Here is a 19,172-nt window from a genome sequence, read left to right as displayed (position 1 = left end):
TATACCTTACAAAAATATCAATTATATTGTAAAAAGTACAACTATCATAAAAATATCCTACATAGGATATCTTTTCAGTAGTATCTATCACAAATGGTATGTTTACTTAAATACATGATGTAGTTCCCTTTTCCGGTACTTTACGGGACGCACACCCCACTTGGCTACAAGATGTGCAACCTCGTTGCGTTTTTGGTCCTTCTTCATCGGCGGTTTGACAGCCCACGATAGCTGTTACCGATTTACGTGGAAATAGCATACTTGTGTCTGTCACCGTCAATCCGATTTCTTCTGTTTTAATAATCTTAGCAAATTCTTGCTGTACTGTGACAGGCCAATTGCCATAGCCTGGGCTAAAACGCCATGTCGTTTTAAAACCTTGTTTTTTCGCCTCTCGGTCGATGAGTTCGTTTACCTGATCTGCCACTTGTTCTACTGCCGTTGTAGCCGCTGCATCCACGAGGAGACCTAGTGTAGATTTGCCTTCTTTAAATAAAGCAGAACTGCGTTCTTCTACTGCTTCTCCTATTGTGACAGCCAACACATATACTTTTTTAGCATTTCCTAAATGACGGATGATACCCGTCGCATCTAGCACCATCGGTGGATCACTGAGTATGGTATGTGTCTCTGGGTCGTAATCATAGCATTGGTACACACCACGAGGTTCTGCCACCAATTGCACTTCTAAGGCAGCTTCTTTCACATACTGCTCTGGAAAGCCCTCCGCATGTTTTAACCCGGAGTATCGTTTTATTTCATCTTCATTGAGTTTTGGTAATCGTCCGTTATAGATTGCCATCATCTCACCTCAATCTTGTATTGCAAATATAAAACATGTGCGAACACAACGTGACCGCACATGTAAAAGAGTACTTATTAAGTATACCATAGTTCATACTTATAAGCATTTTCTATATTTTATTATAAGTTATAGTACAAAGCTATAAAGGCTTTGTTTTAATCTCTTTTGGTTTTCGAGGGTATTTCTTAGCCGTAGGCTTTACCTTTTTGATATACACGATAGCCCGCTTGTCATCCAAGGTAGGTAATGTCACTTCTTTCACCTTTACGATTTCACCGCCCAGGATGGATAAAGCACGTTTACTTTCCTCTAGTTCTTCTTTCACGATGGAGCCTTTTAAAGCCACCATGTAGCCTCCTACTTTCACGTAAGGCAATCCCCATTCCAATAAGATGGATAAACGAGCCACCGCACGGCTAGTGAGAAGATCGAAAGATTCCCGGTACTCTTGATGTGCCAAATCTTCTGCACGGCCATGTAAAGTTTGTAATCCTTGTAAGTCTAAGTCCTCAATGACACCATCTAAAAAACGCAATCGCTTTTGCAAGGAATCAAATAAAGTAATCTGCAAGGACGGATCGTATATCCCGAGTGGAATGCCTGGAAAGCCGGCTCCTGTACCTAAATCAATGACCGTCGCACCCTTTGTAAAATATTTAGGGTCATAACAAGATAGAGAATCTACCACATGTTTTAAAGCAAACTCTTCTGGCTCCGTAATACCCGTTAAGTTCATGTGCTCATTAGTGGTCACTACGTGTTCGTAAAACCGTTGTAGTAGGTCAATTTGTGCATCTGTGAGGTCTAACCCATAGGTTGTGGTGTGGGCCCTCACATAGTTTGAAAATGTCATATTAACCTCTTTCACGGTAGTACTGCTCAATTTGCACTAAGAGCACCGAAATGTCCGCAGGAGACACCCCAGAAATACGGCTAGCCTGACCAATGGAATGGGGGCGAATGGCATTTAATTTTTGGATGGCCTCTAAGGATACACCTTTCATAGAGGTATAATCCCAGTCTTGAGGAATAATTTTGGCCTCTAACTTGCGCACCTTTTCTACTTGCTCTAGCTGTTTTTTAATATAGCCATCATAGGTGATGGTAATATCGATTTCTTCTTCCACCGGCGCTTCGTAGCGAGGCAATCCGAATGCCTCTGCCACTACTCCATAGGATAGTTCGTTACGTTTCACCAAATCGTAAGCCTTGATGCCCGTTTTGATGCGAGGTGTACCAATACGATCTAAGATTTGTTGCGTTTCTTCGCTAGGATTTACAGGTGTATCCGCTAGTAATTGAATCGCCTCTTCGATCTTACCTTGTTTCTCTTTGAAAGCTCTATATCGTTCTTCCTTAACAAGTCCAATTTCATAGCCTTTTTCTGTTAAGCGCATATCTGCATTGTCTTGACGAAGTAACAAGCGATATTCACTGCGGCTCGTCATCATGCGGTACGGTTCCTTCGTTCCTTTCGTTACCAAATCATCGATAAGCACACCGATGTAGCCTTCGGAACGAGATAAGATAAATGGCTCTTTTCCTTCTAACCATAAGGCTGCATTGATACCTGCCATCAAGCCTTGTGCGGCCGCTTCTTCATAGCCAGATGTACCGTTCGCTTGACCTGCAGAATACAAACCTTGGATATGCTTCACTTGTAAAGCAGGTGTCAATTGCAATGGATCTAAGCAATCGTATTCAATGGCGTAAGCAGGACGCATGATTTCTACATCTTCCAAACCAGGGATAGTGCGTAGGAATGCGTATTGCACATCGATTGGTAAGCTTGTACTCATACCTTGGACGTACATTTCGTTAGTATGATTGCCCTCTGGTTCCACGAATAATTGATGGCGTTGTTTATCTTCAAAACGAACCACTTTATCTTCGATGGATGGACAATATCTTGGACCCGTCCCTTCAATGACGCCCGTATACATAGGGGCACGATGTAAATTGCCACGAATGATATCGTGTGTTTCCTGATTGGTGAAAGTCAACCAACATACTTGCTCATTACGGTCAATCCAATCAGACATAAAGGAGAATGCTCTATGGTGAGAGTCACCAGGTTGCATTTCCATATTCTCTGTGTGCAAGGTTCGTTTATCGACACGAGCTGGTGTGCCTGTTTTGAATCGCATCAGCTTAATGCCGTGATTCAATAACGATTGAGACAACAACTCCGCTGTTCGCTGTCCATTAGGACCCCCTGTATACGCCAACTCACCAGTAATAATCTTGCCTTTTAAGTACGTACCTGTACATAAGATGATGGTCTTGGCTTGGTATACTTCCCCAAGTTCAGACACAATACCTTTCACAACACCGTCTTCGATAAGCAATTCATTGACCATGATTTGCTTCACATTGAGATTCTCAGTGTTTTCTAAGACTTCTTTCATACGGCGTTGGTAAGCAACTTTATCGGATTGGGCCCGCAGGGAATGTACCGCAGGTCCTTTTCCCGTATTGAGCATGCGCATTTGAATGGCTGTCGCATCTGCATTAATGCCCATTTCACCGCCCAATGCATCTAGCTCGCACACTAGATGACTTTTACCAGGTCCCCCAATCGCTGGGTTACATGGCATAAGGGCAATGTTATCTAAATTCAATGTGGCCATCAAGGTACGGTGCCCCATGCGAGCTGTGGCTAAAGCAGCCTCACAACCAGCATGACCACCGCCAATGACGATCACATCATACGTATCTACTAAATACATGTATTCTCCTATTTTCCTAAACAGAATCGTTTAAATAATTCATCCACCATGGATTCACGTAAACTTTCACCAGTAATATCACCCAGTAGCTCCCAAGCAACGCGAATGTCCGTGACGATTAAATCGATAGGCATACCGCTATCTATGGCAAGAATAGATTGGTCCAAGCTAACTTTCGCCTGTTCCATCAAGGTAATGTGGCGCACATTGCTGAGCATCGCCTCATGACTGGCTTGCACAGAACCTCCTTGCACCAAGGATGTAATGACCTTCGCCATCTCATCCATCCCTTCCCCTTGGGCCGCGCTGATGGTGACAATCTCTGTGAAAGTCCCCAGTGCTGCAATCTCTTCTTTGCTAACACATTGCGCTTGGTCTGCTTTATTCAAGAAGATAATACTTGGACGATTCGTAATGAGCTGTAGCAACTCTTGTTCTTCCGGTTCTAATGGTTTAGACCCATCAATGACAAGGACCACCACATCTGCTTTATCTAAGTACTGACGTGCTTTTTCAACGCCCATACTTTCTACAATATCTTCAGTCTCACGAATCCCTGCGGTATCAATTAAGCGCACGGGAATCCCTTGGATGGTTAAAAATTCTTCAATACTATCACGGGTCGTGCCTGGAATGTTCGTCACAATGGCACGGTCTTCACGAAGTAAGGCATTCATCAAGCTAGATTTGCCCGCATTAGGACGACCGATGATGGACACCATCACTCCGTCACGCAATAATTTTCCACGCTGTGCTGTCGCCAATAAGGTATCCATCTTCTCAAGGATGGGCTCTAAACCCGTCCGTACCTCTTGAGCCGACACCTCTTCAATATCTTCCTCTGGGTAATCGATGGTTACCTCTAAGTGGGCAATCATAGCAATTAACTCATCCCGTAAAGAGCGAATATACTTGGACAAGGTGCCGTCTAGTTGATTCACTGCCACTTCCAAAGATTGCTCCGTCTTCGCATCAATAATGTCAATGATGGCTTCCGCTTGGGTTAAATCAATGCGACCATTCAAGAACGCTCGCTTCGTAAACTCCCCTTCTTCCGCCTGACGTACCCCCTCTGAAAGAAGGACTTTCAGTATTTCACGGACCGACACAAACCCGCCATGACATTGAATCTCTACCACATCCTCTGCCGTATAGGAATGAGGACCTTTCATCAACACCACGATGACCTCATCCAAAGTTTTGCCCGTCTTAGGATGGACAATATGACCATAATGGATCGTCCGCGTCTGACGCTCACCAAGTGGCACAGATTGCTTACTGTGAAAGATACGATTCACAACATCACAAGCCTCAGGACCACTGACGCGGATAATACCAATGCCGCCAATCCCTGGAGCCGTCGCAATCGCTGCAATCGTGTCATCTAAAAACATAGTATCTCCTGTCTACATCAATGCCGTCGTTTTAAGGTATATCTAGTACATATCCTTTATAGGGATACCATATAGACATAGTATCAGTAACATATCATTATGATACTAGTAAAAAACATTCCTGACATCGAGTAATACCATTTCATATAAAAAGAAAAGGCCTTGTGGCCTTATATAAATTATATCACGCAACCAAAGTAACATCAATGATAGATAGGAGAAAACTCCCTGAGGAACGCCATTACGAGTAGTAGCCTTTGTGGCGTTCCTTAACTACTTAAATCACACAAAGACAAGAAGAGCACGGTGTGCCCCGAACAAACATTATGAAATACCGTTTGTGAGGGGTATACCGTGCTCTTCCCTTTGCCCTATTCAGTTACAAATGCCACAGGCTACATAGCGGAATAAGTGACGACTTAGTTTCTTTTCTTAAGTATCCAATAGATATAATAGATCACTAGTCCATATGTAAGTACATCATATACTTGTAAGAATGGAACCATAGCAGATAATCGTTTAAATCCATGTACGTGAATATTAGCACCAATTAACGCTACTAAATTCAATCTATGAATCCAAACCGCTGCTTTACGAGGCATGGATGTAGCAATACCTTTAAACCATGGAGTTAAGAACAGAATTCCTACTAGGAAAGCAATAAACATCCCTACAAGAGCTACGTAGCCGCCCCACCAGCCTAATGCTGTTTTAGCATGACCAAAATATACGTACCAGTGAACACCTAACATAGCAGTTACTACAATACCCACAATACGATGTACCTTGTACATTTCACCTACATTATAACGTGTAGTAAACCATTTTGGTTTTGTCGCAAGGTACGTCAACACTACCCAAGATGAAAATGGAATTAAACCTAAATAAATCTGCCATTTGAATGGAGGTCTATTTTGTAAATAATATCCATACTCAACCATACCAATCAGTGCTAATGATAATAGAGCAATCCATACTAAAATATGGTACTTGCTCTTAAACTGTTTTTGTCCTGAACTTTCCATCGTCACATGACACTCCTTATCCAATAATACCAAAATAAAAATTTATACTGTTAAAGTATAACAATATCAATTATCATTGTAAAGAATAGAAACGTATGAATTTCTCATAATATACAGACCTTTTACGCATTCATATTAGATAAGACATATCATTTACATATTACTATCCCTGAGGAGTGCCGTTAGGCGTAGTAGCCTTGTGGCGAGTCTTAGTGACAAAATTGCACAAACACAAGAAGAGCACGGCGTGCCCCCGAACAAACATTATGAAATACCGTTTGAGAGGGGGTATGCTGTGCTCTTCCCTTTATCATATTCAGTTACGAACGCCACAGGCTACATAGCGGAACAAGTGACGACTTAGTTTCTTTTCTTAATCATCCAATAAATATAGTAAATCACCAATCCATACGTAAGTACATCATATACTTGTAAGAATGGAACCATCGCAGATAAACGTTTAAATCCATGTACGTGAATATTAGCACCAATTAAAGCTACCAAATTCAATCTATGAATCCAAACCGCTGCTTTACGAGGCATAGATGTAGCAATTCCTTTAAACCATGGTGTTAGGAATAAAATCCCTACTAGGAAGGCAATAAACATCCCTACAAGAGATACATAGCCACCCCACCAGCCTAAAGCTGTTTTAGCATGACCAAAATATTCATACCAGTGAATACCTAGCATTGCCGTTACTACAATACCCACAATACGGTGCACCTTGTACATTTCACCTACATTATAACGTGTAGTAAACCATTTTGGTTTTGTTGTCAAATACGTTAATATCACCCAAGATGAAAATGGAATCAAACCTAAATAAATCTGCCATTTAAACGGAGGTCTATTTTGTAAATAATATCCATACTCAACCATACCAATCAGTGCTAATGATAATAGAGCAATCCATACTAAAATATGGTACTTGCTCTTAAACTGTTTTTGTCCTGAACTTTTCATCGTCACATGACACTCCTTATCCAATAATACCAAAACAAAAATTTATACTGTTAAAGTATAACAATATCAATTATCATTGTAAAGAATATAAAAGTATGAATTTCTCATAATATACAGACCTTTTACGCATTCATATTAGATAAGACATATCATTTACATATTAATACCCCTGAGGAACGCCTTTACGAGTAGTAGCCTTTGTGGCATTCCCTACTACCTAAATCACACAAATACAGAAGCCCGTAACATACCCCTGAACAAACATAACCACTGTATAGTTGATGGTTCCTCCTAACCATTAATGTTATCACATTCTCAATGATACAGGTTGAGCAATAGTTGAGCAACCTCAAATAAACTAGAACGAATTAGAGTGCATTTATATTATTTAAAATTAAATAAAAACAAGCCTACCGACCTATTGCAGGTGGTAGGCTTTTAGTCTATTTACTCTTTTCTTTTCCATATAATCGAGACATGCCAGCTACTGTGACTAACCATGACTTACCAGACTTGCGACATTCCTCATCGGTAAACTGCTTTTTAGGATATCTCTTTAGGCAACATTGTTTAATTGAATCCGCAGGAATCCCCCAACGTTCGCCTGCTTCTTGTGTAGTCATTACATCCTCAAGTTTCATTACAGCACTCCTAATACGATTAATAAAGTGTAAACAGATAACACAAAGGAAATCACACTAATTATTAAAGTTAACCTTGAAATCATATGCATTCCATTGATATAATAGTATGGAAGATATGGGGCTCTTTCGAGCCCCTGTGGTTACCTATTTAACAGTTCTATTACCGCAATCGCTAGTTGGATAAGTGCTGTTATAATTGGTAGCCACTTTTTTATTTTCTTCCTATACCGTTTCAACGGTTTCACCTCCTTCCTTATGTATATATTATAACACGTTTTCGTGTTATTTGCAAGTATTTTATTAATAAAAAAAGCCTATCAATCCCGATATATCAGTGGTTGATAGGCTTTTCTAGTATATAAAATTTTATTTAACAGCTAATCCAACAAGCAATAACCCACTAATCAGTGCCCATGTATTTCTTTGGCGATGTAGTCGCCGTTCCGTTTGGTGATTGCGCTTGATGTCCTTGCTCAACTCGTTCAATGAGGCGTTCATTTCGTTCAAGGATTGCTGCTGCTTGATCAAGTCGTTTTGTGCCTTCATCAATTCTTGCGACTGTCTGTTGTTGATATTCTTGAGCTCTGACAATTCGTTCGCTTGCTTGTTGATTAAGCTGTGCGCTTCGCTCAATGGAAGTTTTGACTGCCTGATTAAGCTCAAGGCTGTTGCGTTGTTCTTCTTTAACTCGTTCCATGTGCTCAACGGCACGTTTATGGTCGGAGTCGTTACCTCCGCCAAAGATAAACCATCCGCATGCAATGATAAGGATGGCCAACATAATATATACAGTGCCAGAATACCGAGTGAAATACGTTTTAAGTCTGTCATGCATTAAATTCCTCCTTGGTAATCCGTCACACCTCTTGCAATAGCCCTTACAATCTTATCAAGGTTAGCATTCATAAATTCCAAATCATCGTCATTATCGATGAAAGCCATCTCAACAAGAACTGCCACTGCATCTGTATGTTTCAACACCCATAAGCCGTCGGACTGTTTAACGCCACGGTCAATAGTGGTAGTGCTCCGAATAATTTGTGATTGGATGTAGTTTGCGAGTCTCTGCCCATTAAATGACTTATACCAGGTTTCCGTTCCACGTGCATTATGAGCATTGCAAGCGTTACAATGCAACGATACAAATAAGTCAGCACCCCATTCATTGGATGTAGCGCACACCATATCAAGGTCATCATCTTGCATGATTTTAACTTCACACCCTGCATTAGTTAAGTAGTCAGCAAGCATTTCACCAGCTTGGCGAACTACGTCACACTCTCTTGTACCAGTATTAGGGTTGACTGCCCCACTATCTACCCTAGGGTCGTGTCCTGGATTAATAAAAATCTTCATTTCTTTTCCTCCTTTTCTAATTGATCTGGAATACCGTCACCGTCTCTATCTACCCATAGGGCAAGAAACCCTACTAATGCGGTCAATACTGACGGAATAAAAATATGGTCGATAATGTTGATTCCTACCGTAATCAACTTGCTTAAATTATCGGAAACGTTTCCTTTAACAAAGGCTAGAACGTATTCAACAACTACTAGCAAGATAGGCACTAGCATTACTAACACTAGTAATCGTGTTGCCAATACTCCTGTCGGGTGAATATTGGCAATACGAATGTTGTTAAATACATCCTTGGCCTTATTAATTAATTCTTTTTTAATCATAAAATCTCCAATCTCATATGTTGGCCACGTTCATATAAGGCCATTCTTCGGATGTTTTGGAATACATCTTTAGCCTTATTAATCATTACAATTTCGTTTAACTCTATTGTCGCATCCTCGCTCTCTTAATTCGTCAATACGGTAATGCGCAGATTTTACCGACGCTTTTAATGTAGCTTGTTCTTTGGTCAAATACACCATCTGCTCTTGCGTTTCCTTGATTGTTTCCTTGAGGTCTCTTGTGCTCTCAGTTAGGTGTTGCATTGCCTGCGTGTTCATTTTGACCGTATTCTCTGCTGTGGCGCCTTGTATTTCAAGGCGCTTTTGGAGTTCGTCCTGTTTGAGCAAGAAGTCGTTTTTCACTTTTTGCAATTCCATTTCTCGTTCCGTCGATACTTTAGAATCATAGAGCCATACGACCATCTTGGCAATGGCGAACACTCCGCTCACCAGTGTTACAATTTCTAATAATCCATAATTCATTCGTTTTTCTTTCATAAAAGCACCCTATAATATTCATAAGGTGCTTTATATATTTCTATAGTGTTTCTGGATTTGTCTTTAACCAATCTTCAAGACTTTCACGTGTGATGCCTGTATATCTTTTAAAAGAGCTACTTTCGGAATCAAATTTCGAAATAACCGAATTTGCATTTACCTTTCCGCCTAGTTTGTTGTTTGATACAATCCCAACTCGACCATTTATGTCTAAGAAACGACCTGTTTCTCTTTTCGAATATACGTAAATGTATTTTGGATTGTTTTTGAAGAAATATAGGCTTCCATATCCGCTTTTCACTTTAAATCCTAGTTTAGGCTCTAAAACTGTGTTAGCAAAGTGGAATTTTAACACCTTGATTTGCCCATTGATTTCAACCCTTTCTTTTAAAAAGTTAATATCAGTGTTGTCATAATCCTTATTTCGGAACTGCTCTTGGAATTGTTTTTTAATAGCCTCAACATAGAGTCCATGATTTGTCAAATCATAGATGTCATAGTTGTTGTTGTCTATGATTTTGGTAATAATCACTGAACCGTCGGCTTCCTCTGTCATCTCCACCGTCACATTATCGTGCTTTTCAAGTTCTTTTAAATACACAGTAAAATATTCAACATCTATTACATCAGTATCTTTGAATACTAGATACTTACACTCAACTGGGTCAACTACAGTAAATTCACTGTTTGTAATTACTTCTGTTATTTCGTTGCCTTTGGTGTAGACAACTTTCATTTTGTACCCACTTTTGATTGAAGAATCATCTAGTTTAATCGTTACTGTGGTATTCCCGTCTTTTAGTACTGCAAATACTCTTCCCTTAAATTCTGTAGTCGGATTGACTATACTCACATTATTCTTGATAAAGTCAACAAATAATTGGAAGTTCGATTCATTGACTTCTTTAAATGGAATCGTTTGTTTGTCTCCGAGGGCTTTCACAATTGCTCTTGACAATAAAGAATTTTTAAATTCCTCATTAACTTGTGATTTACGGATTACACCAGTGAGCCCGTCTAGCAAAACTAATGCTTTGTCAATATCCGCCTTGCTAGCCTTTTCATCCCTTAATGCTTTAACATCTTCGCCGATTGTTGTTGCTAGTTGTTTAATATCTTCGATAATTCCCATCTTTTCCCTCCTAGCCATTCACCGCTGTGTTGTATGCTGTTACAAAATCCGTATCAGTAAACCCTAATGCTCCTAATACGTTTGCTTGCTCTTGCTCAGATAATGTTTGCTGTTCATCAACTCGCAATCGCTTGTTAATACTTTCTGCCATTGCAGACGCACCTGTTTTATCCTGCTCTATATAGTCAGCAATCTCTTTTAGAGTATTGAACGTCTCAGGAGCACCACCCACTACTTTGGCGATTTCTTCACTCACCTTATTTGTAATCACGGATTCATCAACTGCACCATTTCCTGCATTGCTCTCCAACGTCAATACACGGCTTTTCAACGCCTTAATGTCTTTCCCAATTTCTTTCACCACTAAGGTGATTCTTTCAACTAATTTCATCTTAATTACCTCGTTCTAAAATATATAATGCTAAGAAATCTCTATCCTCGATAATGGCTTTTGTTGTCGATTGGTTTTGATCCTCATGCGCACACATGGTTAATTCTTTTACTTTTACAACGTCTACAATGCCTTCATCATCTTCATACGTTCGTATTACCACTGTCTCGCCCATGTTTTCGCCCCCTATCTGAGATGCTCGCCTTGACTAGGATGTGACCTTTTAAAATTTTTGCCTTTGGCTTGTTATTTGCATCGTAAACAAAGACATCATAGACATATCGACCTTGAGGAATGTCGCTATCAAGAGTTAGTTTGAATGTAGATACTGCATCTTCATCGACATTCTCTATTTTAACGACGTCAAATCTTGCCACGTATTCCTCGTCACTTGCATTCACACGTACCACGGCGAATAGGTCATCTGCTTGTACATCCCTGTTGTACTCCACAACGAAGGAGCAAGGCACGCCCTGCTCCTTCACGAAATCATGCTGTTGGATTTTCATCTTTCTTTTCCTCTGTTTTATCCGTTGCCTCTTGTTCAGCCTTTGCTAGTTCATCGATCAAGACATTTTGTACACAATCTTCAATCGGGCAACGACCGTTCTCTAACAGCACCGAACCGCACCATTCGCAATATTGTTCTTTCATCGGAAATCCCTCCTATTTCAACTCACGAATCTTCTTAATAAGGTCAACATCAATTTGTTTAAACTGTGCCTTAATATCGTCAGTAGGCAAGCCTTTCATTTGTTTAGTCAAGAAGACTTCTTTTAACTTATCGCGCTCTGTCTCCGCCTCTTTCTTCAAGGCTTCAATTTTGTCCTTTTTAGATGGCTCGACAACCTCAGGAACGTAGTCAATGAACTCCCCATTGACGTAGCATTTGTAAGCAATGAATTGCGCTTGCATTTCATCTCCACCTGCCACATACTTATGATCAGGGTACTCTTTCTTGGCAAGTTCAAGGCATGACTCTTCTGATTCAGCATGCACGCCTACTAACAGGGATGTTACACGAGCTCCCTTTTCATTTAAAATAAATACGTACTTATTTTCCATTTCTTTATTCTCCTTTCAGCGAGGTAATCAAAATGAAATTAATTCAAAAGATAAAGGGCGCAACCAAGCGCCCTTATGTTGTTTATTCTGTGGTTGGCTATTTCGCAACCTACGATGAAGCGGTTAATGCACTTAACCAATCTCGTACATCCTTAACACTCCAGCAAGTCTACGAAATGTGGCTACCGTCGCATTCTAAGAGTGTTAGCGTTAACACTCTAAATAACTACGGTTCAGCATTCTCACACCTTGTTAGCATTCACAATGTAGCAATGAGCGACATCACATACTTACAACTGCAAGCCATAATTGATTACATGCTAAGTGTTGGGCTATCTTACAGTTCTTGCAAGAAGGTCCGCACACTCATTAGTCAGATTTTTGACTACTCCATAATTAACGGTTGGTGCTCCACTAATTATGCCAAATTCCTAAACCTTGGCCACAATAAGCCAGTGCGACCACACAAACCATTCACCACCCAATCCATCAACCGATTATGGCGGTTAGAATCCCCATTGCATGATATTCCCCTGATTCTGCTTTACACGGGAATGAGGGCCTCGGAATTAATCAACCTCAAATCTCGTGATGTTAACCGTAAACAGCGCACGATTAGGATCACATCGGCCAAAACTAAATCAGGAATCCGAACAATTCCTATTCATGATCGCATATGGCCCATTATTGAAAGACGGCTTGATGCGGTATACATCATTCAGGAATGTCGCACCTATTCATCACTTAGCCGTGAGTTTAATAAGGTAATGCGTGCCATTAATTCCAAACACACCACCCATGACTGTCGCCACACCTTCGCTACACGCCTTGATAACGAGGGCGCTAATTACAATGCGAAGCGATTACTGCTTGGGCATGCTAGTGGCAATGTTACCGATGGAGTGTACACCCATAAATCATTAGGTCAATTGCGTAAGGCAATCAAATTGCTTAAATGACCAAGGGGGAAAACGAACTGAAACAAATGACGACTTAGTAGCTTTCCCTATTGCATTCCAGCGGAAAGTTTTAGGTATCCAAGCAACTAAAGGTTGGGGTGTAAATGCTCCAAGTTACAAAGATGTAACATTGCGTAATTTTAAACTTTATTCCCACGACAATAGAAATTATCTAACTACATGGCTAGCTTACGGAAGTTAAATTCCTATCGCAATCCAGCAACCATTATTGCGAGATTTAGGGTAATTAGTGTTGTTGCTTCCGCTTACGATCTTAAAATTGCTTGTTGTGATAGACTTTGGCCGCACCATCATTTCGTGCCATGCCGTTGGCTCATCTAACATCATGGGGAGTACTGCCAATACTTTAGTGAATCTAATGGAATACGTAATATTTGCAGTTTCAGGAATGAATTTTCCCCCTTGGATAATTAGGCCGCCGAACGAGGACCCTAAGCATATGTACCAAGCATTTTCGTTACTAAAATCGTAACGAACTCCTTGGGATTTTAAGATACTCGTTACATCAATATTCACATCACCAATAAGCGCCTTAACTACAGCCAATGTAGGCGCTAACAAGGTGTTAGAGTCGGACTTGTTGTTAGTGATTAACTTAACAAGTTCCGTTGCATCGCCTTTAGTCACATTAATGCCCTCGTTATGTTTGGCAATACCTGTAATCGTATTGTCCCAATCTCCAAAGTATTGCCATGCACCCCAAGCAACATAGAACGTACGGCTGGCTTGTTTTATTGCTTTTCCTTGTCCGTGAGAATAAAACGTTTGCGTGATGACGTTTCCATCGGTTTTAGTCACATGAATTTGCCCGTATGGATAGATTTTACTGGAGCTTGGGGCATTCGCCCATCCTAGCACTCCTGCGTTGCATTCATAGATTCCTGGTTTCGTTAAATCATTCCAGTTACGGATATTACTTGGAATGGTGGAACCACCAGCATATCTATCTAAATTGTGGGCAGTGTCATTTGCATTGTGAGCTGTAATCTTCGCATCTACTTGTTGCTCGTTCAAACCTTCATGTAACGTCACATTACATGTCACTTGTTGAGCATTGCTGAACCCAAACGCCACATTCATATTTTGGCGATAAATAGCCTGACCATTCATCACTGGCAATGTGGATGGGTCTTCATCTTTCATTATTGAGTAAAGTATTAATTGACCTCGTTTATCTCTAGCGTAAAAGCCAATCTCACGCATGACAATAGGCGTTTGAATAGATTCGTTTGAGATTCTGAACCGAACTAAGCATTCGGTATTATCTTGCGTGATTCCAGCAATCTGTAATTTCAATTTCTTTGAGCCTAGGTTGTTGGCTGTTTCCACGTTAGTTACATTGCCATCCCCTAGCCAAATTTCTTCAATATGTAATTTTAATTCGTTCGCCATAACGGATGCTTGTAATTGCTTGCCAACATCTGTTAGATAGGCTTGACTCCACGCCATCTGTTACCTCCTTGTAATTTCAATAGTGGTGCTTGCAAGGGCTCCACCGTTATAAATGGTAGTTGAAATATCATAATTTCTAGGTTTAAGAATCGTGATCTCCTTATCAACTAAGAATAACCCCCCACCAAAGTTAGATTTTGTTTGAACCTTCTCTTCAACAAGGGTTTTGAGCAGTAAGTTCTTAGGAACAATTGGCTCAGCGTAGTTAATAACTTCACTTGATCGTTCACGCATTTCTTTACTCAAAACAAACCAAATTTCATATAGATTTTCGTTCAAATCCACACCAACAGCACCACGACCAAACGTGGCATCAAGCATTTCTTGAAGTTTCTCCACGGTGTAAGGTCTAGTACCAGCTAATAGTCGTAATATCCGATTACGTCTATCTTCAATGGTGTCAGTGTCTTGGGGTAATACGTCAAATATCCATTCCCAATGTGACAATCCAAGTTCACCCATGGTAGGAATGAACTGATTATCAAGTAAATCAGCCATAATTCCCCATAAAAGTATGAACTCGGGATTCTCTACACGCATGATTTCTTGGATATCCCGACTATCACGGCTAACAGGTGGTAGGAATTGTGATATATCAATGTCGTTACGTCTATATTCCATATTTACCACCTATGTTAATGTTAATCGACCAACGGTAGGAATTTGATGTGCCTCAAGTAGCACCTTATCACTTCTACCGTTGATTGTGACGGAATCAACATCAATAACATTCGGAAGTTTTAAGATTTCAGCAACAATGTAAGCGGTCCTTACAGTGTCACGACCTCTATCGTCATTCTCTCCCCATCCTTTGCGAATACCTAGTAAATAGGATTCTATCGCCTTGGTTGCGATTGGTTGTAAGTCTTGGGGTGTTCTTCCACCGCTCAACGTCACTCTTGCTGTAATTGTAAGCGGTGATGGCTCTGCACTGACTACGGTTACAGTATGACCAATTGGAGCAATCCCGTAACCCTTACCTTGTGGCACTGGGTCGATTTTATTTTGAACCATTTTAATAAGTTCAGAATCTGCTACACCGTGCTCGCTGTTGGTAACGACAAGTTTGACGGTACCACCGCCATTCCAACAACGATACACTTTCACACCGCCAACACCTGGAATGGCAAGCACCTTTTCCTTGTAATCAGCACCATTACCGCCATAGGCTTTAGATTTCAACATCTCAAAGTATCTCTTGCGGAACACTTCTGTGTCTTCTTCATCTTCACCTGGAGTTATGATTTTTACGATTTCAGCGCTTGTAAGGCCGTTTACAGGAACTACAGGTGTGATATATCCAATGCATCCATTGGCCCCACGTCCACGTGTCTCACAGCGCATTTTATACCTATGGTTGGCATCATCAATCACTTCATCAACGATAAAATTGTATTCTTCAAAATTAAAACGACTTCCTAAAGGGACTGGGGCATTGAATTTACCCTCTACCTCTGCGAAAGTCGCTTCTTCTGGGTATATATTGAACTCCGAGGCTCGTAATTTCAAGAACTCACGGCTCGCCGTTTTGGCGAATGTTTCTTTTAAAATCACATCGGCCATAATATAGAGTTCAGATAATTCGATAGATGCGGGAGCTGTTGCATCATAAATGATTGACCCCTCACGCCTATCGAATGCATGATTGACCCTACCAAGCATGCGCTGTTCAATTTTGTCAGCCGTCATATGCTCATACAACGTTAATCAGCTCCTTCCTCAAGTCTGTAATAGTACCGTAGATAGTATCTACACTAAAGGTTGTGAATACATCGCCTTGGTTATGTCCGAACTCAAATCCGTACACATCCTTTATGCGATCATCCGCCAATAAGGCTTCCGAGATGCGTCGTTGTAACTCTGCGTATACGTATGGTATAGGCTGTCCAAACAGGTCTTGCAGTTCAATTCCATAATTCCAACTGTATATGATGTATTCGTACCGCTCTGTGTTAATAATCTTATAGATAGCTTGTTTCATCGCTTCTAATTCATCTGTAAACCCTCTAATTTGGCTATCTCTAGCATAGTCAATGGCGTACGTGTAACTAGGTTGATGAGTAATCGTAACATCTGCGATGGTTTCATTTGGTATTAACCTATCACTCATTTAGTAGTGCACCCCCTATTCGGATTGTACCAGCGGTCAAGCACAATATAGCGCTGTCCGCCACTTTCTTGAATTAGAATTGCCTTGTCTCCAACTTGCAATGCATTATGGATAAGGAATTTTTTCCTACCAACATAATCATGATTGTGACTAGCAAATTCAGCATATCCACCGCCACCGCCTCTATTCTCTGTGACGTGGTCAACACTAATCTCTGCCGTCCAATCCGTGGTATTCTTAGTGAACACTAGATTACTTTCAGGGATAATAATCTTAGGGTCAACTTGAATTTGATAGGGGCTAGCACTAATAACTTCACCTATCACGATATCACTCATGACGTAGGCATTCATGGTGTCAGTGACTAGTGTTTTGAAAGTATCAACTAATTTGTTAAAATCATTTTCCATGCTACGTCATCCTTATTATCTTAGTAGGTGCTTCACCATTACCCCATGCGTAATTCACATCGCCATATCTCATGGCATGGCCACGACTTGAACTGTTGCCAAATCCACCGCCTGCGCCATCTGCGATAATAACGTGATCATTATTGCCGTATACGAGCAAGTCGCCTTTGTTAGCATAGCCATTAAAGAGTTCTACTTTGTACCCTTTGGCTTTTAACGAACTTTCAAGAGTATCAACATCTGTCACCCCTCTATCGGCTAACTCCTTGAGGTCTTTGTTGTAATAAGAACCAGTTTTTACAGCTACGTCTACACAACCGACTTCGCCATATTGGGATACCATGCCTTCATTTGCTTGGAATCCGTAATCTACTTGATTTGGATTAACTCCTGCCACTGCATTACCTCCATTATGTTGCGACTTTTTCTGCTCCGCCGCCTTAATCTGCTCAACCGCTTTCGCATCTTCATCTTTGGCAACTTCATACTTAGCAGGGTCGCCTTGGTAGTATAAATCTAAGTCCATGGAGTGGTAGCCATGTTTGAATGTATGAGTTACCGATTCCACCATAACGTAATTATCCACCACAATATCGCCTAGATTCTTCTTCAGGTATAACAAGGTACCGCCACGCACCCTAATGTCACCAATGACATTTTTGAGCCTAATCTCACGAGTTTTACGATTCTTTAGGCTTATGATTCGCTTAGCCCTATCGACTGCATTCGCTACCTTATCGTCTGGTATCATTAAGTATTGCAATCGCCCCCATTTTTTGATGTTTTCATCATCTTTTAAAATGGCGGTAGTTACTAACTTTTTCTTGTCTCCATCTGGCACGTTACGGACAACTTTCACCTGATTAAATGTATCTTTATCAATCGATGTTTTATAATTGATATTTTCCATCACGTCATCATCAATATAGATGTCTGTTTTCATGGCTTCAAGCGACTTTAGCATAAGTTTTCCTTTATCATCATATAGATGGTAAAGGTCATGCTTTGGTATGTTGATTACCGTTTGTTCTAATGCGTACATAATGATGTCAACGAGAGTTTTATTCTTCTCTACACGCATTGGGGTAGATGGAATGACATACTGCGTATTGTCAAGTTCGCCTATTTGTAATCCGAAATCAGTGGCTATCATTTTAATTAGGTCAGTTGCTGTAATACCGCCATATACATAGCAATCCTTATTCTTCAAATATCGTAATTGGTCGTAGGCGGTAACACTGATTACACCACTTTTGTCGCGTGATTTCTCAAACACATTACCAACAAATACGATGTCATCATTTAACTTGAACTGAATGGCGTTCCCCTCTTCAAATTGCAAGATTCCGTCTGTCATCACTTTAAACGACATTTTAGAGGGAATGCCGTCAATTCCTCTTGTGACTTGCACTCCCTCTAAAGGGTCTACTAGGTATTGATCATTACCATTTCTTATGATGAGTTGGTATCGATACGGTACTGGCATTGCCATTTGATTAACCATCATTTACCTTCTTTCAACTGAATAACTTGACCAACCGCAAGTACAGCAGGAACTGCAACCTTATTGAGCGATGCAATGGCAAATAGATTGTCAGTGTTTCCAAATTCACGCTTTACAATTTGTTGCAAGGTGTTGCCTTGTTTTACCTTAACCGTTGGATTAGGCGCTTTATCTGATGGTCGATTGGTTGTGACCGTGCCTTTTGCATTGCCCTTTTCATCGGTTTCTACAGATAGTTTCTTAGCTCCCCAATCCTTCCATTGCTTGAGCTTAATAGGCACCTCACAATCAATGCCTAGCTCATGAGATTCCTCAATTGAGTAATCCTCTAACGTCACCTTAGTATTGGTCATACTAAGCATGTCACCCTTTTCACTCATCCGTA

At 40.6% G+C, this 19,172-nt stretch carries 25 protein-coding genes; 1 reads left to right on the top strand and 24 read right to left on the bottom strand.

The genetic code is table 11. From position 1 onward, the window contains the following. Nucleotides 1-106: 106 nt before the first annotated feature. The 17 genes from EO116_RS03665 to EO116_RS03595 all read right to left on the bottom strand — a co-directional run bounded on the left by EO116_RS03665 (nt 107) and on the right by EO116_RS03595 (nt 12,331). The gene (locus EO116_RS03665) at nt 107-802 is read right to left on the bottom strand and encodes a vitamin B12 dependent-methionine synthase activation domain-containing protein (protein WP_127160725.1); all 696 of its coding nucleotides are present in this window, start codon (nt 800-802) and stop codon (nt 107-109) included. A gap of 142 nt (nt 803-944) precedes the next feature. Then, nucleotides 945-1,658: a 16S rRNA (guanine(527)-N(7))-methyltransferase RsmG gene (gene rsmG, locus EO116_RS03660; RefSeq protein ID WP_127160680.1), complete on the bottom strand. Its 714-nt coding sequence runs from the start codon at nt 1,656-1,658 to the stop codon at nt 945-947. A 1-nt stretch (nt 1,659) separates the two neighbouring features. Further along, nucleotides 1,660-3,534 (bottom strand): tRNA uridine-5-carboxymethylaminomethyl(34) synthesis enzyme MnmG, encoded by a 1,875-nt coding sequence (mnmG, locus tag EO116_RS03655; RefSeq protein ID WP_127160679.1) that lies wholly within the window; start codon nt 3,532-3,534, stop codon nt 1,660-1,662. Between the two features lie 8 nt (nt 3,535-3,542). Beyond that, nucleotides 3,543-4,928: a tRNA uridine-5-carboxymethylaminomethyl(34) synthesis GTPase MnmE gene (gene mnmE / locus EO116_RS03650; RefSeq protein WP_127160678.1), complete on the bottom strand. Its 1,386-nt coding sequence runs from the start codon at nt 4,926-4,928 to the stop codon at nt 3,543-3,545. A 419-nt stretch (nt 4,929-5,347) separates the two neighbouring features. Further along, complete coding sequence (locus EO116_RS03645) at nt 5,348-5,953, bottom strand: hypothetical protein (RefSeq protein ID WP_127160724.1); 606 nt, start codon at nt 5,951-5,953, stop codon at nt 5,348-5,350. A gap of 360 nt (nt 5,954-6,313) precedes the next feature. Beyond that, nucleotides 6,314-6,919: a hypothetical protein gene (locus tag EO116_RS03640; RefSeq protein WP_127160723.1), complete on the bottom strand. Its 606-nt coding sequence runs from the start codon at nt 6,917-6,919 to the stop codon at nt 6,314-6,316. A gap of 443 nt (nt 6,920-7,362) precedes the next feature. Then, nucleotides 7,363-7,560, bottom strand: coding sequence for a helix-turn-helix domain-containing protein (locus EO116_RS03635; RefSeq protein WP_127160677.1), 198 nt, complete (start codon nt 7,558-7,560; stop codon nt 7,363-7,365). A gap of 403 nt (nt 7,561-7,963) precedes the next feature. Next, nucleotides 7,964-8,398: a hypothetical protein gene (locus tag EO116_RS03630; RefSeq protein ID WP_127160676.1), complete on the bottom strand. Its 435-nt coding sequence runs from the start codon at nt 8,396-8,398 to the stop codon at nt 7,964-7,966. Beyond that, nucleotides 8,398-8,919, bottom strand: a complete 522-nt coding sequence (locus tag EO116_RS03625) for an N-acetylmuramoyl-L-alanine amidase (protein ID WP_127160675.1) — start codon at nt 8,917-8,919, stop codon at nt 8,398-8,400. Before EO116_RS03625 ends, EO116_RS03630 begins: the two co-directional genes overlap by 1 nt. Continuing rightward, on the bottom strand, nt 8,916-9,245 hold the full coding sequence (locus EO116_RS03620) for a hypothetical protein (RefSeq protein WP_127160674.1): 330 nt from the start codon (nt 9,243-9,245) through the stop codon (nt 8,916-8,918). The genes EO116_RS03625 and EO116_RS03620 overlap by 4 nt, the downstream gene beginning before the upstream one ends. A gap of 78 nt (nt 9,246-9,323) precedes the next feature. After that, nucleotides 9,324-9,743 carry a hypothetical protein gene (locus tag EO116_RS03615; protein ID WP_127160673.1) on the bottom strand — a complete coding sequence of 140 codons (420 nt, stop codon included), beginning with the start codon at nt 9,741-9,743 and terminating at the stop codon, nt 9,324-9,326. Between the two features lie 40 nt (nt 9,744-9,783). Beyond that, complete coding sequence (locus tag EO116_RS03610; RefSeq protein ID WP_127160672.1) at nt 9,784-10,875, bottom strand: hypothetical protein; 1,092 nt, start codon at nt 10,873-10,875, stop codon at nt 9,784-9,786. A gap of 10 nt (nt 10,876-10,885) precedes the next feature. Continuing rightward, nucleotides 10,886-11,266, bottom strand: a complete 381-nt coding sequence (locus tag EO116_RS03605) for a hypothetical protein (RefSeq protein WP_127160671.1) — start codon at nt 11,264-11,266, stop codon at nt 10,886-10,888. Between the two features lies 1 nt (nt 11,267). Beyond that, nucleotides 11,268-11,441 (bottom strand): hypothetical protein, encoded by a 174-nt coding sequence (locus tag EO116_RS08465; RefSeq protein ID WP_164726061.1) that lies wholly within the window; start codon nt 11,439-11,441, stop codon nt 11,268-11,270. Further along, the gene (locus EO116_RS03600) at nt 11,410-11,775 is read right to left on the bottom strand and encodes a hypothetical protein (protein WP_206168319.1); all 366 of its coding nucleotides are present in this window, start codon (nt 11,773-11,775) and stop codon (nt 11,410-11,412) included. The genes EO116_RS08465 and EO116_RS03600 overlap by 32 nt, the downstream gene beginning before the upstream one ends. Further along, the gene (locus tag EO116_RS08460; protein ID WP_164726060.1) at nt 11,756-11,920 is read right to left on the bottom strand and encodes a hypothetical protein; all 165 of its coding nucleotides are present in this window, start codon (nt 11,918-11,920) and stop codon (nt 11,756-11,758) included. Before EO116_RS08460 ends, EO116_RS03600 begins: the two co-directional genes overlap by 20 nt. Before the next feature lie 12 nt (nt 11,921-11,932). Further along, the gene (locus EO116_RS03595) at nt 11,933-12,331 is read right to left on the bottom strand and encodes a hypothetical protein (RefSeq protein ID WP_127160669.1); all 399 of its coding nucleotides are present in this window, start codon (nt 12,329-12,331) and stop codon (nt 11,933-11,935) included. 32 nt (nt 12,332-12,363) lie between these two features. Between EO116_RS03595 and EO116_RS08715 the strand changes: the two genes are divergently transcribed. Further along, nucleotides 12,364-13,290 carry a site-specific integrase gene (locus EO116_RS08715; protein ID WP_127160668.1) on the top strand — a complete coding sequence of 309 codons (927 nt, stop codon included), beginning with the start codon at nt 12,364-12,366 and terminating at the stop codon, nt 13,288-13,290. A gap of 198 nt (nt 13,291-13,488) precedes the next feature. Here the strand turns inward: EO116_RS08715 and EO116_RS03585 are convergent, their stop codons facing one another. The 7 genes from EO116_RS03585 to EO116_RS03555 are packed head-to-tail and all read right to left on the bottom strand — an operon-like array spanning nt 13,489 to nt 19,167. Continuing rightward, complete coding sequence (locus EO116_RS03585; protein ID WP_127160667.1) at nt 13,489-14,760, bottom strand: pyocin knob domain-containing protein; 1,272 nt, start codon at nt 14,758-14,760, stop codon at nt 13,489-13,491. Nucleotides 14,761-14,763: 3 nt separating this feature from the next. After that, nucleotides 14,764-15,384 (bottom strand): putative phage tail protein, encoded by a 621-nt coding sequence (locus tag EO116_RS03580; protein ID WP_127160666.1) that lies wholly within the window; start codon nt 15,382-15,384, stop codon nt 14,764-14,766. Between the two features lie 9 nt (nt 15,385-15,393). Beyond that, nucleotides 15,394-16,452, bottom strand: coding sequence for a baseplate J/gp47 family protein (locus EO116_RS03575; protein ID WP_127160665.1), 1,059 nt, complete (start codon nt 16,450-16,452; stop codon nt 15,394-15,396). A 4-nt stretch (nt 16,453-16,456) separates the two neighbouring features. Beyond that, nucleotides 16,457-16,873, bottom strand: a complete 417-nt coding sequence (locus EO116_RS03570) for a DUF2634 domain-containing protein (RefSeq protein ID WP_127160664.1) — start codon at nt 16,871-16,873, stop codon at nt 16,457-16,459. Next, a complete protein-coding gene (locus EO116_RS03565) occupies nt 16,870-17,283 on the bottom strand; it encodes a DUF2577 domain-containing protein (RefSeq protein WP_127160663.1) in 414 nt (137 codons plus the stop codon). Before EO116_RS03565 ends, EO116_RS03570 begins: the two co-directional genes overlap by 4 nt. A gap of 1 nt (nt 17,284) precedes the next feature. Next, nucleotides 17,285-18,790: a hypothetical protein gene (locus EO116_RS03560; protein WP_127160662.1), complete on the bottom strand. Its 1,506-nt coding sequence runs from the start codon at nt 18,788-18,790 to the stop codon at nt 17,285-17,287. Beyond that, the gene (locus EO116_RS03555; protein ID WP_127160661.1) at nt 18,787-19,167 is read right to left on the bottom strand and encodes a LysM domain-containing protein; all 381 of its coding nucleotides are present in this window, start codon (nt 19,165-19,167) and stop codon (nt 18,787-18,789) included. Before EO116_RS03555 ends, EO116_RS03560 begins: the two co-directional genes overlap by 4 nt. Nucleotides 19,168-19,172 lie beyond the last annotated feature (5 nt).

This window comes from Veillonella sp. VA137 (assembly GCF_003992015.1).
GTDB lineage: Bacteria > Bacillota > Negativicutes > Veillonellales > Veillonellaceae > F0422.
This window is presented reverse-complemented; position numbering and strand designations above follow the sequence as displayed.